General features: G+C 71.2%; 15 protein-coding genes. 9 read left to right on the top strand and 6 right to left on the bottom strand.

Annotated elements, in window-relative coordinates; translation table 11 throughout:
• Positions 1–163: 163 nt before the first annotated feature.
• Positions 164–631 carry a ribonuclease E activity regulator RraA gene (rraA, locus tag ACI3KX_RS20220; RefSeq protein ID WP_404910864.1) on the top strand — a complete coding sequence of 156 codons (468 nt, stop codon included), beginning with the start codon at positions 164–166 and terminating at the stop codon, positions 629–631.
• A gap of 223 nt (positions 632–854) precedes the next feature.
• On the opposite strand, the gene ACI3KX_RS20215 is transcribed toward rraA, so the two are convergent.
• Complete coding sequence (locus tag ACI3KX_RS20215) at positions 855–2,222, bottom strand: glucose-6-phosphate dehydrogenase (RefSeq protein WP_404910863.1); 1,368 nt, start codon at positions 2,220–2,222, stop codon at positions 855–857.
• A gap of 136 nt (positions 2,223–2,358) precedes the next feature.
• Here ACI3KX_RS20215 and ACI3KX_RS20210 point away from each other — a divergent pair, with 136 nt between their 5' ends.
• Both ACI3KX_RS20210 and ACI3KX_RS20205 read left to right on the top strand, forming a co-directional pair.
• Positions 2,359–2,769 (top strand): VOC family protein, encoded by a 411-nt coding sequence (locus ACI3KX_RS20210; RefSeq protein ID WP_363355560.1) that lies wholly within the window; start codon positions 2,359–2,361, stop codon positions 2,767–2,769.
• Between the two features lie 143 nt (positions 2,770–2,912).
• Entirely contained in the window at positions 2,913–3,482 is a 570-nt protein-coding gene (locus ACI3KX_RS20205) for a hypothetical protein (protein ID WP_404910862.1), read from the top strand.
• A 1-nt stretch (position 3,483) separates the two neighbouring features.
• Here ACI3KX_RS20205 and ACI3KX_RS20200 read toward each other — a convergent pair whose 3' ends face one another.
• Together ACI3KX_RS20200 and ACI3KX_RS20195 are read right to left on the bottom strand one after the other, a co-directional pair.
• Positions 3,484–4,593: an ABC transporter permease gene (locus ACI3KX_RS20200; RefSeq protein WP_404910861.1), complete on the bottom strand. Its 1,110-nt coding sequence runs from the start codon at positions 4,591–4,593 to the stop codon at positions 3,484–3,486.
• Positions 4,590–5,474, bottom strand: coding sequence for an ATP-binding cassette domain-containing protein (locus ACI3KX_RS20195; RefSeq protein WP_349425558.1), 885 nt, complete (start codon positions 5,472–5,474; stop codon positions 4,590–4,592). Before ACI3KX_RS20195 ends, ACI3KX_RS20200 begins: the two co-directional genes overlap by 4 nt.
• A gap of 270 nt (positions 5,475–5,744) precedes the next feature.
• Between ACI3KX_RS20195 and ACI3KX_RS20190 the strand changes: the two genes are divergently transcribed.
• Entirely contained in the window at positions 5,745–6,314 is a 570-nt protein-coding gene (locus ACI3KX_RS20190) for an NADPH-dependent FMN reductase (protein WP_404910860.1), read from the top strand.
• Positions 6,315–6,406: 92 nt separating this feature from the next.
• On the opposite strand, the gene ACI3KX_RS20185 is transcribed toward ACI3KX_RS20190, so the two are convergent.
• Both ACI3KX_RS20185 and ACI3KX_RS20180 read right to left on the bottom strand, forming a co-directional pair.
• A complete protein-coding gene (locus tag ACI3KX_RS20185; protein WP_404910859.1) occupies positions 6,407–7,171 on the bottom strand; it encodes a response regulator in 765 nt (254 codons plus the stop codon).
• On the bottom strand, positions 7,168–8,463 hold the full coding sequence (locus tag ACI3KX_RS20180; protein ID WP_404910858.1) for a sensor histidine kinase: 1,296 nt from the start codon (positions 8,461–8,463) through the stop codon (positions 7,168–7,170). The genes ACI3KX_RS20185 and ACI3KX_RS20180 overlap by 4 nt, the downstream gene beginning before the upstream one ends.
• Positions 8,464–8,656: 193 nt before the next feature.
• Here ACI3KX_RS20180 and ACI3KX_RS20175 point away from each other — a divergent pair, with 193 nt between their 5' ends.
• The 3 genes from ACI3KX_RS20175 to ACI3KX_RS20165 all read left to right on the top strand — a co-directional run bounded on the left by ACI3KX_RS20175 (position 8,657) and on the right by ACI3KX_RS20165 (position 10,503).
• Complete coding sequence (locus ACI3KX_RS20175) at positions 8,657–9,094, top strand: VOC family protein (protein ID WP_404910857.1); 438 nt, start codon at positions 8,657–8,659, stop codon at positions 9,092–9,094.
• Positions 9,095–9,835: a helix-turn-helix domain-containing protein gene (locus tag ACI3KX_RS20170; RefSeq protein WP_363355546.1), complete on the top strand. Its 741-nt coding sequence runs from the start codon at positions 9,095–9,097 to the stop codon at positions 9,833–9,835.
• 104 nt (positions 9,836–9,939) lie between these two features.
• Positions 9,940–10,503 (top strand): hypothetical protein, encoded by a 564-nt coding sequence (locus ACI3KX_RS20165; RefSeq protein WP_363355544.1) that lies wholly within the window; start codon positions 9,940–9,942, stop codon positions 10,501–10,503.
• Positions 10,504–10,533: 30 nt separating this feature from the next.
• Here the strand turns inward: ACI3KX_RS20165 and ACI3KX_RS20160 are convergent, their stop codons facing one another.
• A complete protein-coding gene (locus tag ACI3KX_RS20160; RefSeq protein WP_363355542.1) occupies positions 10,534–11,373 on the bottom strand; it encodes an exodeoxyribonuclease III in 840 nt (279 codons plus the stop codon).
• A gap of 135 nt (positions 11,374–11,508) precedes the next feature.
• On the opposite strand from ACI3KX_RS20160, the gene ACI3KX_RS20155 reads away from it, so the two are divergent.
• Both ACI3KX_RS20155 and ACI3KX_RS20150 read left to right on the top strand, forming a co-directional pair.
• Positions 11,509–13,788, top strand: coding sequence for a hypothetical protein (locus ACI3KX_RS20155; protein WP_404910856.1), 2,280 nt, complete (start codon positions 11,509–11,511; stop codon positions 13,786–13,788).
• Positions 13,789–13,899: 111 nt separating this feature from the next.
• Positions 13,900–14,510, top strand: a 611-nt coding sequence (locus tag ACI3KX_RS20150) for a hypothetical protein (protein ID WP_404910855.1), incomplete at its 3' end; no start/stop codon positions are given.

Here is a 14,510-nt window from a genome sequence, read left to right as displayed (position 1 = left end):
CCCACCTACGCCCGCTCGCGTCCGCCTGCGTGCGCAACTCAGGAGATCCGGCGGAGGGTTCCTCGTCGGACCCCGGATTCCTGCATGTGCTCGGCGAAAGTCTCGCGATTCTTCCTGAGTTGGGAACGTGTGTGGGGGCGTGACGGGCGCTTAGCCTGAGGGGATGACGACCGCCACGGCTGACCTGTACGACGAGCGCGGCGACGAGCTGGACTCGCTCGCGCTGCAACTGCACGATTTCGGCGGGCGCGTGGCGTTCGACGGCCCCGTGCGAACGGTGCGGTGCCACCGGGACAACGCGCTCGTGAAGGAGATGCTCGCGACCCCGGGCGCAGGCGCGGTGCTCGTGATCGACGGCGGAGGGTCGCTGGAGTCCGCGCTCGTCGGCGATCTCATCGCGGCGTCCGCGGTCGAGAACGGCTGGGCCGGGCTCATCGTGTTCGGCGCGATCCGCGACCGCGTGGCCATCGGCGAACTGCCGATCGGCGTCAAGGCGCTGGGCTCGAACCCCCGCAAGAGCGCGAAGGCCGGGATCGGCGAGGTCGACGTTCCGCTGGCGATCGCGGGTGTCGCCTTCGTTCCGGGCACGCACGTGTGGGCGGATGCCGACGGGATCCTCGTGGAGCGCTGAGCGCTGAGCGCTGGACGCTGGACGCTGAGCGCTGAGCGCTGAGCGCTGAGCGCTGAGCGCTGAGCGCTGGACGCTGAGCGCTGAGCGCTGGGCGCCGCGGGCAGGCCCGGGGCGCCGGCCACGCTGCGCCCCGTCCGGTCGGGATGGGCCTGCCGCCGCGCTGCCCAAGCGACTGCCGGGATGTGCCGGGCGCACGCGCTGCTGTGCCGGCCCGCGCCGTGGCTCAGGGCAGCTTCTGCCAGTGATCGGGTCCGAGCGAGCCGGCCGGGTACTCGTCGAGCGGCACCTCGCCCGCACGCCAGGCCACGAGCACGGGGTCGACGATGCGCCACGACTGCTCGGCGGCGTCCCCGCGCACGGCAAGCGTCGCGTCGGCGTCGAGGATGCCCGACAGCACCTCGCCGTACGCCTTGAGAGCCCCGGCGCCGAGGTCGGCCTCCAGGATCGCGCGCTCGAGCTCCAGGGGGTCGTCGCCGCCGTTGACGTTGAGCTCGAGGTCCATGCGGTCGGGTCCGAGCGAGAAGCGGAGCACCGAGCCGGGTGCGGCGCCCGTGAGGCCGTCCGGAACATGGTTGACGGGCCGGAAGGTCACGACCACCTCGCAGTCCCTGCGCGCGAGCGCCTTGCCCGAGCGCAGGGTGAACGGAACGCCCCGCCACCGCTCGTTGCGCACCTCGCAGGTGAGCTCCGCGAGGGTCTCGGTCTCGCGTGAGGGGTCGACATCCGGCTCGTCGACGTACGACGGCAGCCGGCGGTCGCCGACCGCGCCCGCGGTGTACCGCGCACGCCGCGACGCGAGCGCAGGATCGTCCTGCCACACGTGCGTCGCGCGCAGCACCGCAGCGGTGGCATCGCGGAAGTCCCGCTCGTGCAGTGTGGCGGGCGGCTCCATCGCCAGCACCGCCATGACCTGCAGCAGGTGGCTCTGGATCATGTCGACGAGAGCGCCGGCCCGGTCGTAATAGCCGGCGCGGCCCTCGAGTCCCAGCGTCTCGTCGTAGCGGACAACGACCGACTCGATGTGCTGCGACGACCACACCGGCGCGAACACGCGGTTGGCGAACCTGACGCCCAGCATGTTCAGGGTCGTCGACCGGCCGAGGAAGTGGTCGATGCGGAAGACCTGCTCCTCGGGGACGAGGCCGGTCACCGTCGCGTTGAGCCGCCGCGCCGAGTCCTCGTCGACGCCGAAGGGCTTCTCGAGCGCGAGCACCGTTCCCTCGGGGATCGTCACGGCGGCGAGGGCCTCGCAGGCTGCCGCCGCCACGGCGGGCGGCACCGCGAAGTACAGGGCGAGGCGGTCGCCGGGATCGGCGACCACCCGCTCGAGGTCGCGCGGGTCGGTGATGTCGGCGCGCTGATAGGTCGTCTCGGCCACGGCCCGGAACGCCTCTGCGAAGCCGCCCGCGGCGAACGCCTCCCGCACGGTGTCGCGCCAGCGTGCGTCGTCCCAGTTGTCCATGCCGGCACCGCGCAGCCTCACACGGCGCTGCGGCTCCATCGTGAGCAGCTGCCCCAGGGCGGGCAGCAGCAGCCGGGAGGTGAGGTCGCCCGAGGCGCCGAGGATGACAAGCGTGGTCTCGTTGGCCATGAGGTCAACCTATTCACGCGGCACCGCGTCCGGGAGGGGCTTGTGCGATCCCGTCCGCGATGCCGACGGTGAACCCCTCGACAGGCCGGACCGGCAAGAGGATCGTGGTCGTGGGGACACACACTGGGAGGCTGTCATGTTCACAACCGATCGTCCGTTCTCGAGCTTCGCCGTACCCGACGTCGGCGAGGCCGTGGCTTTCTACCGCGACACCCTGGGGCTCGACGTGACCGTGTACGAGGAGATGGGCGGTGGGTTCACCATCGCGCTCCCCGGCGGCGGCCACGTCTTCGTCTATCCGAAGGAGGATCACGAGCCGGCCGTGTTCACGATCCTGAACTTCAGCGTGGACGATGTCGACACCGCCGTCGACGACCTCAACGCCCGTGGTGTGACCACGAAGATCTACAGTGACCCCGACTACGGCACGGATGAGAAGGGGATCTCGCGGGGCTTCGAGGGAGGGCCCGACATCGCGTGGTTCCGCGACCCTGCGGGCAACGTCATCGCAGTCGGCGAGATGGCGCCGGAGATGATGGGCGGCTGACCGCGCCGGACGGACGGATGCCTCGACCCGCGCCGAAGCGCCGGGCCGTGGCATCCGCGTGCCTGATCCGCCGGAGCGCCCCCGGGCCACTACGGGGGTCCACTGGATGTCGTGGGCCCATGCGTATCCGCTTGGCTCGTGACATGCGAATCCTCACCTTCCTGCGGACCTGGGCGGTCGTCGCCCTCGGCTGCCTGCCGCTCTTGGCGCTCATGCTCGTGCCTCACCTCATGCGCAGTCGTGCCGGCAGCGAGGCCCTGCTGATGATCGGCGTGCTGGCATTGTTCGCGCTGCTCGCGGTCGCCGTGGTGTTCGCGCCGAGGATGAGCGCGTCCGCAGCGCCGGTCGAAGGGGTGTGGGAGGCGCGAACGGCGCTCAGTGCAACGCGTCGAGTGTGGCGCGGTCGCACAGCGCAGGCGTGGCTCGCGTTCGGTGCCTTCGTGGTCGTGTACGGCGTCGGTCAGGCGGTCGGCTACCTCGTGGGGACGCTGGTGCCGTACGTGCATGACAACCCCGCGGCCATGAGCGATCCCACCGCGTCGCCGTGGGTCATCGACTACCCCGCCTATGCGCTGCAGGCCGTCGTGCTCTACGCGTGCACGACCCTCGCGATCGCGGTCTACGCCGCTCGCATGCGGACTCTCGCGATCGAGCTGACCCCGCCGGCCCCCGGCGGAGCCGAGGGCCGGCGGGTGGTAGCCGGAATCCGCTAGTTCAGCCGGCGAGGGCCTCCGAGAGCTTGACGCGGCCTCCCATGCGCAGCAGCGAGTTCTCGTAGATGCGCGCGGCGATGAGGATCGCGGCGATGCAGGTCGCGATGAGGATCGCGATCGACACGAGCGGCTCCCACCACTGGGCGTCGCCGAGGAAGATTCGCATCGGCATGCCGACCGGGGCGGAGAACGGCACGTAGGACATGACCGCGAGCACCACCGGGTTGTCGTTGAAGAAGATCACCAGGAAGTACGGCGCCATGATGAGCATCGTCAGCGGTCCGGTGGTCGCGCCGATGTCCTCCTGCCGCGACACCATCGAGGCTGCGGCGGCGAACAGCGACGCGAGCAGGATGAAGCCGAACAGGAAGAAGATCGCGAACCAGGCGATCGGCGCACCGAGGCCCTGCAGCAGCTCCGTCTGATCGGTGACGGTGAGGCCGATCACCGCGATCGCGGCGAGGATGAGGATCTGGCCCATGGCGAGGACGGTGTTGCCGATCACCTTGCCCGCGAGGAGCGAGCGCACCGGGATGGCCGAGATCAGCAGCTCCACCACGCGGGTCTGCTTCTCCTCGACGACGCTCTGCGCGATCGTGCTGCCGAACAGCGACGCGGCGAGCAGGAACACGATGCCGAAGCCGACGGCGGCGATGTAGCCGAGCGCGGCGTTGACCTCATCCGGATTCAGCAGCTCGACCGGCGGCAGCTGCGCGAGCTGCAGCAGCAGCTGCGTCGGCGGGGACGAGTCCGCGACCACGGCGAAGCCGAGGGGCGACGACGTGTCGGCCACCACGGCCGCGTCGACCGTGCCGTCCTCGACGAGCGCCTCGGCGGCGGATCTGTCGGCGACCTCGGTGACGTCGAGGCCTTCTGCGTTCACGACGTACTGCTGGGCATCGGCGGTGACCGCGACGGGCGTGCCGGTCGCGTTCGCCGCCTGGAGCCCGCCCCAGATCACGAGGGCGAGCGCACCGACGAACAGGATCGCGGTCGAGATGACGAACGCCTTGCTGCGCAGCTTCGAGCCGATCTCGCGCTCGGCGACGAGCCAGATGGCCTGGCCGCTGCCCAGCACCGCCTGGGCCTGGCGGGTGTTGGTGGTGCTCACTGGATGACCTCCCGGAAGATCTGGGCGAGGGACGGATGCTGCGGCGCGAAGCTCGCGACATCCCCTTGTGCGAGGGCCCGGCGCAGCACCCGCTGCGCGGTCTCGTCGCTGTCCGCGTCGAACACCGCGTAGCCGCCGTCGAAGTCGAGGACATCGACTCCGGGCTCGGTCCGCAGCCACCCGGCGTCGCCGGCGGAGACGAGCTCGAAGCGGCGCGTCGAGTGCTGGGCGCGCAGTGCGTCCCGGCCGCCGGCCGCGCGGATCGTGCCGCCGGCGATGATGACGAGGTCGTCGCACAGGCGCTCGACCACGTCGAGCTGGTGCGATGAGAACAGCACGGCGGCGCCGGCCGCGGCGCGCTCCTGCAGCACACCCGCCACGACGTCGACCGCGAGCGGGTCGAGGCCCGAGAACGGCTCGTCGAGGATGAGCACCTGCGGGTCGTGCACGAGCGCCGCGGCGATCTGCGCACGCTGCTGGTTGCCGAGCGAGAGCGTTTCGACGTTGTCGTTCAGGCGCTCGCCGAGTCCCAGCTGCTCGAGCAGCGCGCGGGCGCGGGCCTCGGCATCCGCCTTGGCGAACCCGTGCAGGCGCGCGAGGTACACGATGTGCTCCAGCACCTTCATCTTGGGATACAGGCCGCGCTCCTCGGGCATGTACCCGAACCGGCGGCGGTCCGCCGCCGTGACCTCGGTGCCGTCCAGCGTGACGGTGCCGGCGTCTCCGGCGAGCACCCCCAGCACGATCCGCATGGTCGTGGTCTTGCCGGCGCCGTTGCCGCCGACGAAGCCCGTGAGCCGGCCCGGCCGCACGTCGAACGACACGTCGTCGAGCACGCGGCGCCCCCCGTAGCTCTTGCCGATACCGCGAAGCTGCAGCATCCTGTCTCCTCTCGCCCCCGCGACCGAACAGCCACAGGTGTCGGCCTCGTACCCCGGTGGTCGAGCCCTACGACACCGACGCTACGCACCGCCCGCGGCGGCGTCCTCCCCCCGGAGGCGGATCATCGCCGTCCGCTCCACGGGGGAGACGTGTGCGATGTCATGTCGCATGCGGGGGAATAGATGCACAGGTTCATGTGCTTGCATGGAATTGGAACGTCCACGGTGGCCCCCCACCGGGGACGCCTCTGTCTTTCAAGGAGAACAACAATGTCCGAGCGGACCATCGGCTACATCGTCGGCAGCATCTCGTCGACCTCCCTCAACCGCCGCCTCGCGAAGGCCCTCGAGCGTCTCGCCCCCGAGGGCACGACCCTCGTCGAGATCCCGATCAAGGACCTCCCGTTCTACTCGCCGGACTTCGACGCGGACTTCCCGCAGGTCGCGCGCGACTTCAAGCAGGCGATCGAAGACGTCGACGGCGTCATCATCGTCACCCCCGAGTACAGCCGCTCGATCCCCGGCGTGCTGAAGAACGCCCTCGACTGGGCCGCCCGTCCGTGGGGCCAGGGCTCGTTCAACGGCAAGCCCACCGCCGTCATCGGCACCTCCGGCGGCGGCATCGCCACCGCGGCCGCGCAGCAGCACCTCAAGGCCGTCCTCAGCCACTACAACGCACCGACGCTCGGCCAGCCCGAGGGCTACGTGCAGACCACGCCCGGCCTGTTCACCGAGACCGGCGAGGTCACCAATGACCAGACCGCCGAGTTCCTCGTCGGCTACCTCGAGGCGTTCGGCGCCCTCGTGGACCGCTACGCCGCCGTTCCCGTCGCCGCCTGATTTCCCCCCGTCGGCGTTCGCGCCGGCATCGTTCCAGCAGATCGGATGCCCCGACCCAGTGCCCTTCGCGGGCCCGGGCGGGGCATCCGTGTCTAGACCAGGCCGTGGCGGTGGGCGTAGACGACGGCGGCGACACGGTCGCGGGCGCCGAGCTTCTGCAGCACGTTCGACACGTGCGTCTTGACCGTGGCCTCGCCGATGTACAGCCGCTGCGCGATCTCGGCGTTGCTCATCGCCTGCGCGACGAGCTGCAGCACCTCGCGCTCGCGCTCGGTGAGCTCGGCCCCCGCATGCTCGCCTGTCACGATGTGTTCCCGCCGGCCGCCGTTTGCGACAGCGGAGCGGTCGGTCGGCCCGGCCCAGGACTGCTCGCCTGTCACGATGTGTGCGCGCGGCCCACCGTTTGCGACAGCGGAAGCAGCCGCCGGCGGCGCGAAGCGGGCGATCACGCGTCGCGTCACCTCCGGGGCGAGCAGCGCGTCACCGGCGGCGGCCACGCGCACCGCGGCGATGAGCTCCTCGGGTCCTGCGTTCTTCAGCAGGAACCCGCTGGCGCCCGCCGCGAGCGCGTCGAACAGGTAGTCGTCGCGGTCGAACGTGGTCACGACGACGACGGCCGCCTCGACGGACGGGTCGCGCGCGATCCGGCGGGTGGCCTCCACGCCGTCCATGTCGGGCATCTGCACGTCCATGCAGATCACGTCGGGGCGGAGAGCGGATGCCGCAGCCACCGCCTCGACGCCGGTCGAGGCCTCGCCCACGACGGAGATGTCGCCCGCCGACTCGAGGATCATGCGGAAGCCCGCCCGCATCACGGCGTGGTCGTCGACCAGCAGCACGCGGATGGCCGCCGTCATGCGCCCACCCCCGCCGACGCGTGGGACAGCGCCGGTGCGGCCAGCGGCACCCGCAGCCGCACGAGGAATCCGCCGCGGCCCCGCGGGCCGGTCTCGAGCACGCCGCCCGACGCCGCGGCGCGTTCCCGCATCCCCACGAGGCCCAGCCCGGGTCGCATCGGCGCTGCGACGGCACGCCCGGTGTTGACGACCTCCAGCTCGACGGCGTCGCCGCTGTAGCGCAGGCGGACGTCGGCTGCGGCATCCGGTCCGCCGTGGCGGCGCGCGTTGGTGAGCGCCTCCTGCGCGACGCGGTACATGTTCACCTGCACGAGGTCGGGCAGGTCGACCCGGTCGCCGACGACCGTCAGCGTCGTCGGCAGCCCGTTGTCGTTGGCGTGCGCGACGAGGTCGGCGAGCGCCGACAGGTGCACGGTCGAGCCGCCCTCGGCATCGGCGCCGGAAGTGCGCAGGGTCTCGAGCAGCTGGCGCAGGTCGGCGATCGCCGAGCGGGCGGAGTCCTCGATGCCGTGGAGCGCCCTTCGTGCGGCATCCGGATCCCGCTCCAGCACCGCCCGGGCGGCACCGGCCTGCACGCCCATCGCCGAGACATGGTGCGCGACGACGTCATGCAGCTCGCGGGCGATGCGGACGCGGTCGAGGGCGACGGCCTGGGCGGCGGTCACCTCGCGTTCGCGCTCGAGCTCCCGGGTACGCTGCTCGAGCGCCGCGCGCGACATCGCGGCGGCGTACGCCCGGTCGCCCATGTAATAGGCCCCGCCGAAGAACCCGGCGTTGACCAACAGCTGGAGCAGCAGCATCGCCGCGAACGGCGAGAACACCCCGGCCTGCGAGAGCGCGTCGTCGGACGGATCGATCGCCGACTGGAACATGGTGACGATCAGCCACACGAACATCGCGACGATGACGCCGACGCGCACCCACAGGGCGCGGCGCCGGTCGTCGACCCAGGCGCCGACGGTGTACATCGCGATGAACATCGCGATGTTCGAGACGTAGAGATCGGGGATGCGCACCGTCACCCCGACGAAGAACACCACCGAGATGGCGACGACGACGAGCTCGGGGAAGCGGCGCCGCACGGCGAGCGGGGCGGTGAGCCCGAGGCTGTACAGCAGCGCCCACTGCATCCCCTCGGCGGCATCGGCGCCGTACACGCCGGCCACCGAGCCGAGCGCCGAGCTCAGGACGGCTGAGACGAACAGGCCGGCGGCCAGCCAGACGTCGTTGCGCAGCTCGGCACGCGTCGGCCGTGGGCGCGGGGCCGGGTGCGCGGCGGTGTGGTCGGACATCCCTCCACGCTAAGGCGGACTCGCGGTTCCGGCATCCCCCGAGAGGCGGAGTCAGGATGCTGCCGCCCCCGCGACGCGAAGTGGGTTACTTGCTATTGACAAGCAAGCTTGTTTTTTGCAACCATGATTCGAGAAGCTCACCAACCGAGAAGCTCACCGACCGCAGCAGTTGGAATCCAGAAGGAGCAAGGCAATGACGCACATCTTCGTCAACATCCCCACGAACGACCTCGACCGCTCGAAGACGTTCTACACCGCCCTGGGGTGCGAGCTGAACCCGCTCTTCACCGACGACAACGCCGCGTGCGTGGTGTGGAGCGACGACATCTTCTTCATGGTGCTCACCAAGGAGTACTTCTCGACGTTCACCGACAAGGAGTTCGCCGACCCGCGCACGCACGCCCAGGTACTCCTGTCGATCAGTCGCGACTCCCGCGAAGACGTCGACAGGATCGTCGAGGCGGGCGTCGCACACGGCGGGACCGCGCCCGGCGAACCGCAGGACTACGGGTTCATGTACGGCCGTGACCTCATCGATCCCGACGGCAACGGCATCCAGTTCATGTACATGGATCCCGAGGCCGCCGCCAAGGGACCCGACGCCTACATGGCGGAGCAGGCGCAGGCGTAAGTGGCCTCCCGCAGCTACGGGCAGTACTGCGGGGTCACCACGGCCGTCGAGCTGATCGGGGAGCGATGGGCGCTGCTCATCGTCCGTGATCTGCTCGTCGGCCCTCGGCGCTACACCGACCTCAAGCAGGGGCTGCCCAAGATCCCCACCAACATCCTCTCCACGCGGCTCAAGGAGCTGCAGGAGGGCGGCGTCGTGCGCCGCGTGCCCCTCCTGCACTGCGGCCTGGTGTACGAGCTGACCCCCTACGGGCGCGAGCTCGAGCCGATCGTGCTCGCGCTGGGCCGGTGGGGATTCCAGCAGATGGGCGATCCGGCTCCGGACGACATCGTCACCGCGGACTCGCTCACGATGGCGCTGCGCACCGCATTCCGGTCGGATGCCGCAGCCACGCTGCCGCCCGCGGACTACGAGGTGCACGTGGCCGACGTCGTCCTGCGTGTGCACGTCGATCCGTCGGGGCTCAAGATCGCGCAGCTGCAGCCCGCCGGCCGGCCCGTCGATCCGCGGCTCGGAACGCAGGCGTCGGTCGCGGACGACCCCGGCATCGTCTTCGCGGCGGGTCCCGGCATCCGTCGCCTCATCTCGGGCGAACTGACCCCGGCGGCCGCGATCGACCAGGAGGTGCTCGCCGTGGTGAGCGGCGACGCGACTCTGCTCGAGCGGTTCGCACAGACGTTCTCGATCCCCGCGGCGCCGGTGGCGCAGAGCCTGGAGGATGAGCGGGTCGCGGTCTCATAGCGAGGGTCGCAGGGAGGCCGGATGCCGACGAGCCGGAGGAGCTCGTCCGGGAATGCCTGGCGTGGAGCGACGGATGCCTCTCCTCGGCGCGATACCGTGCCGCTGTGACCGCGTCCGCCCCACCCGCCGACGAGCATCGCCGCCGCCGCGACGTGCCGGTGGGCGTGGCGATGGTGGGAATGGTCGCGATCGCGTGGTGGCCGGCCTTCACTCTCGGCGCGTGGGGCGAGGTGTTCTTCGACGACATCCTCGCGCTCTGGGCCGCCTCCACGGCGGCCTTCGTGTTCGTGCTGGTGGAGCGCCGCCCTGTCGGCGGCAGGCTCGCGCGGGCCTTCGTCCTCCTCCTGCCGTCGGTGTGGCTCGTCCTCAACTTCGTGGTCGCCGACGACACCACCGATCTCGCGCTGGCCGTCGTCGACCTCGCCGCGATCGCGGCGGTGCTGCTCGGCATCCCGTTCACCCTGTGGGTGCTGGTGCGCGTCGTCTGGCCCGACTTCGCGACCGAGACGCGGCGACGCACGAAGTGGCTGATCGCCGTCGTGGTGCTCGGCGTCGCCGTCACCTCGTTCGTGCTCGGCCTCAACCAGGAGCACTTCCTGACGTGCAGCGACTTCGCGATCAGCGGCAACTCCGAGCCGCCCGGCTGCACGCCCGACCCGATGGACTGACGCCTGCCCTGCGCGAGCGGCGGACCGGCGTCAGAAGATCATCGGCCGGTCGTCATCGTCGGGGCTCTCGAGATCGAGGTCGACGACGACGGGCACATGGTCGCTCGGGAGCTCGCCCTTGCGCTCGTCGCGGTGGATCGTCGCGCCGGTGACGGCCTCGGCCACTGCGTGGGAGCCGAGGATGAAGTCGATGCGCATGCCCTCGTTGCGGGGGAACTTCAAGCGCTTGTAGTCCCAGTAGGTGTAGCCGGTGGGGATCAGCGGGCGCACGACATCCTGCAGGCCGACGGCCTCGAGCGCGGCGAACGCCTCGCGCTCGGGCGGCGACACGTGGGTCGAGAAGCCCGGGACGACCGCAGGGTCGCCGTTGTCGGCATCCGTCGGCGCGATGTTGAAGTCGCCGACCAGCGCGAGGGCGAGATCGGGGTTCGCCGCGAGGGAGTCCGAGGTGTACTGGCTCAGCGCCGACAGCCAGTCGAGCTTGTAGAAGTAGTGGGGGTCGCCGAGCGAGCGGCCGTTCGGCACGTACAGGCTCCACACCTCGACACCGCCGACGGTGGCGCCGATCGCGCGCGCCTCCTGCGGCGCGTCGGGGCCGTTGTGCCCCTTCTCGAAGCCCGGCATGCCGGGGAACGCGGTGCGCACGTTCGTGAGCGGCTCGCGGCTCGCGATCGCCACGCCGTTCCACTGCGAGAAGCCGTACGCCTCGACGTGGAAGCCCGCCTCCTCGAAGCGGTCGAACGGGAACTGCTCGGTCTTGCACTTGATCTCCTGCATCGCCAGCACATCGATGTGCTCGCGCACCGCGAAGTCGACGATGCGGTCGACCCGCGCGCGGATGGAGTTCACGTTCCAGGTGGCCAGGCGCATGGAATCAAGCCTAGGCGGGGCGGCCGACGTAAGAAGGACGGGAGCGGATGCCGACCCCCTGGCGTATCAGCCGTTCTCGGAGGAGTCTCCTTCTTGTCAGCGGCCGCGTCCGCGGTCGGGAAAGCGAGACCCACCATGGACCACGACTGCGGCTGCGGCCACGCGGCGCCAGCCGCCCACGACTCCGCGCCCCTGCAATTCGACGCCGACGGGGAGCTCATCGTCCCCGGTCCCGTCATCCGTCCCGAGATGCTCACCCGCGCGTGCCCCATCGGCACGCTCGACGGATCGTGGCTGCTCGAGCTCGAGCGGCGCACCGTGTTCGGCCCCGAGGTGCGCGGTGCGATGCGCATCGAGGTCGGCGCGTCGTCGCTGCGCGTCTCGGGCGACATGTACTCCCGCCGCGTCTTCCCTCCCGTGCTCACGGAGGTGGAGCGCCCGCTCCCGTTCCCGCTGCCCGAACCCCGGCCGCAGCCGTTCGGCGGGGACGCCGACGCCGGCTCCGGCGAGCAGGATCCGGGGGAGGACGACGCTCCGGTGCTGTCGGAGCTCGCGGCGTTCAATCTGCGCTGGTACCCGGCGTTCCCGGCATCGCAGTACACCTGGTACTTCCGCTCCAACGGCTCGACGTACGTCGACGGCACGCTCACCGTGCAGATCGTGCGGCACCTGTGGAACCGCACGACGCAGGAGTTCGTGTCGACCGACACCGGCACGCTCACCCTGCGCTGCCGGCGTCCGCTCGTCGTGACCGCGACCAGCGCCCTTCTGGGCTCGTCGCAGAGTATGACGGGCACGCTCTCGATCGGCGGGACGATCACCAACGTCACCGCGAGCAAGACCTCGCCGATGTATCGCGGATGCCGCATCGAGGTCGATGCCATGGTGAACCGCGTGTTCCCGGCATCCGCCACGATCGGATCGGGTGCGGCGGCGTCGGTGCGCTCCGTGTACGCATCGGCCGGGTGGGACGTCACCGTCGTCACCGACCAGATCACCGTGCCGGAGGACGCAGAGCTCACCAACGCCGAGCTGGCCACGCTCATGACGGGGCATCGCCAGGCGGTGCCGGGCGACGGCTGGCGGCTGTGGCTCTTCGTCGGGTCGGCGCAGGGCGGGCTGTTCGGGATCATGTTCGACGACGACACGGTCCCACGCGAGGGGGCCGCCGGATTCGCCGACGTGCGGCTCGGCAACGACTCGTTCATCGCGGCAGCCGCACGCGGTCGACCGCTCGACGAGGTGCCCGCGGCGTTCCTGCGCACCCTGGTGCACGAGGCCGGGCACGCGTTCAACCTGTGGCACCCGAAGCACGACGTCCACAACCCGGGCATCGGCACCGAGATCATGAACCAGACCGGCGACGTCATGGGCTTCGCCACCGCGGCGAACCCGTACCCCGGCAACGCCTCGTTCCTGTTCTCGGACCACGACCGCACCTCGCTGATCCATTCGCCCGACCCGCAGGTGCGGCCCGGCTGGAAGAACTTCGGCTGGGGCCACGGCGACCTGTCGGCGGGGCTGCCAGCGCCGGTGGACGCCGCAGGCCTGTGGGGCGACCAGGGCGATGACGGTCTCGAGCTGACGGTCGCCATGCCGGCGCAGGCGTTCGTCGGCGAGTACGTCACCGCCGAGGTCGTGCTGACGAACGTGTCGGACCAGGCGCGCACCGTCACGACGCTCATCAACCTGTCGGAGGGCGACCTCGTCTTCCTCCACACGCCGCCCGACCACTCGCTGCAGCATCTGGTCGACGTGGCCATCGGCTGCGGCCCGCGGCCGATGACCGTCCTGCAGCCGGGGGAGTCGGTCCGCAACCACGTGCAGGTGTTCTTCACCAACCAGGGGGTGACCTTCACCGAGCCGGGACGCCACACGGTCGCAGCCCAGCTCGAGGTCGATGCGATGACCACGGTGCGCTCCACGCCGGTGACGGTCGACGTGCGGGGGCCCGGCTCCGACGCGGAGGTCGACATCAGCGCGAAGACGCTGACGCCGGGTGTCGGTCGTGCGATCGCGCTGGGCGATTTCGCGACGGATGCCGCGGCCCGCGCGGTCCTGACCGATCTGGCTGAGCAGCACAGCGACACCGACACCGGCGCGGCCGGTGCCCTCGTGCTCGCGAACGCGCTGGCGCGGTCGTTCTCGGACTTCCGGACGCGCGACGTGCGCGAGGCAGCCCCGGACGACGCGGCGCACTTCCTCGAGCTGGCGCTGCAGGGCCGGTCGGCCGAGCGCGTCGCCGCGCTCGCGGTGACGGTCGCGAGCCCGACCGAGAAGAACGCGCCGGTCGTCGCCGACACCATCGCGGCGCTGAAGTCGCGGGCGAAGGGCGGCGCGCGCTCGGCGGCAGGCAAGGGCGTCGCCGAGGCCGAGCGGATCGCGGCGGACTTCGTATCGCCCGAGGGACGCTGACCGGTCGCCCGCCGGCGCGGCCTCTCCGCGCCGGCGGGCGCCGCCCATCGTCTGCGCGAAGCGCCGGCCCGGCTGGGTGACAGCGCAGCGGTGAAGGGGAAGGATCGAGCCGTGACGTCCGACACGCAGAGCGGCGGAGGGCTGGAGCTTCGGCTCCGGCTTGCCGCGGCATCCGTCCCGCTCGACCGCGTCGCGTTCGCCGACGTCGAGCTCGTCGCCGTGGGCGGGCCGTCGGGGCCGGTGAGCGCGCGGCTGAACATCGTCGAGGGAGACCTCGAGATCTTCGTCACGCAGGCGGGCCGCCCGCCCGTGCGGGCGGCGTGGCCCTGGCCGGTCGACTCGGCGCCGCGTTCGGTCGAACTGGCACCGGGGGAGTGCCTCGTCGCGTCCGTGCCGCTGGTGGCGGCGGGGAGCGCCCCGCTCTTCCCGGCGCCGGGGAGATACGAGCTCGTCGCGCAGTTCGCAGCGCGGCCTGGCGTGACGCTCGAGTCGAATCGCGAGGTGCTGGTCCGCACCGCCGCTGCCGACACCGCGCTCGCCGCCGACCTGCGCGACCGCGACGTGCTGCAGAGCCTCCTGGGTGCCGGAGTCATCGGTGCGGCGGCGCCCGCGCTCGAGCGCCTCGCCGCGTCGACCGACACCGGCACGGCCACCGCCGCGCGGCTCGCGCTCCAGCGCACCGACGCGCTCGCCGAGACCGCGACCGAGACCGCGGCGGTGGC

It is taken from the genome of Microbacterium sp. ZW CA_36 (assembly GCF_044987475.1).
GTDB lineage: Bacteria > Actinomycetota > Actinomycetes > Actinomycetales > Microbacteriaceae > Microbacterium.
The sequence above is the reverse complement of the archived record's forward strand: the minus strand, read 5'-3'. Positions and strand labels throughout refer to the sequence as shown.

What these genes read in the sequence shown, in the direction of transcription:
- ACI3KX_RS20175 (WP_404910857.1), top strand. Translation starts at nt 8,657, where the DNA reads ATGACGCACATCTTCGTCAACATCCCCACGAACGACCTCGACCGCTCG.
- ACI3KX_RS20190 (WP_404910860.1), top strand. Translation starts at nt 5,745, where the DNA reads ATGTCCGAGCGGACCATCGGCTACATCGTCGGCAGCATCTCGTCGACC.
- ACI3KX_RS20160 (WP_363355542.1), bottom strand. Translation starts at nt 11,373, where the DNA reads ATGCGCCTGGCCACCTGGAACGTGAACTCCATCCGCGCGCGGGTCGAC.
- ACI3KX_RS20215 (WP_404910863.1), bottom strand. Translation starts at nt 2,222, where the DNA reads ATGGCCAACGAGACCACGCTTGTCATCCTCGGCGCCTCGGGCGACCTC.
- rraA (WP_404910864.1), top strand. Translation starts at nt 164, where the DNA reads ATGACGACCGCCACGGCTGACCTGTACGACGAGCGCGGCGACGAGCTG.
- ACI3KX_RS20195 (WP_349425558.1), bottom strand. Translation starts at nt 5,474, where the DNA reads ATGCTGCAGCTTCGCGGTATCGGCAAGAGCTACGGGGGGCGCCGCGTG.
- ACI3KX_RS20205 (WP_404910862.1), top strand. Translation starts at nt 2,913, where the DNA reads ATGCGAATCCTCACCTTCCTGCGGACCTGGGCGGTCGTCGCCCTCGGC.
- ACI3KX_RS20210 (WP_363355560.1), top strand. Translation starts at nt 2,359, where the DNA reads ATGTTCACAACCGATCGTCCGTTCTCGAGCTTCGCCGTACCCGACGTC.
- ACI3KX_RS20155 (WP_404910856.1), top strand. Translation starts at nt 11,509, where the DNA reads ATGGACCACGACTGCGGCTGCGGCCACGCGGCGCCAGCCGCCCACGAC.
- ACI3KX_RS20185 (WP_404910859.1), bottom strand. Translation starts at nt 7,171, where the DNA reads ATGACGGCGGCCATCCGCGTGCTGCTGGTCGACGACCACGCCGTGATG.
- ACI3KX_RS20180 (WP_404910858.1), bottom strand. Translation starts at nt 8,463, where the DNA reads ATGTCCGACCACACCGCCGCGCACCCGGCCCCGCGCCCACGGCCGACG.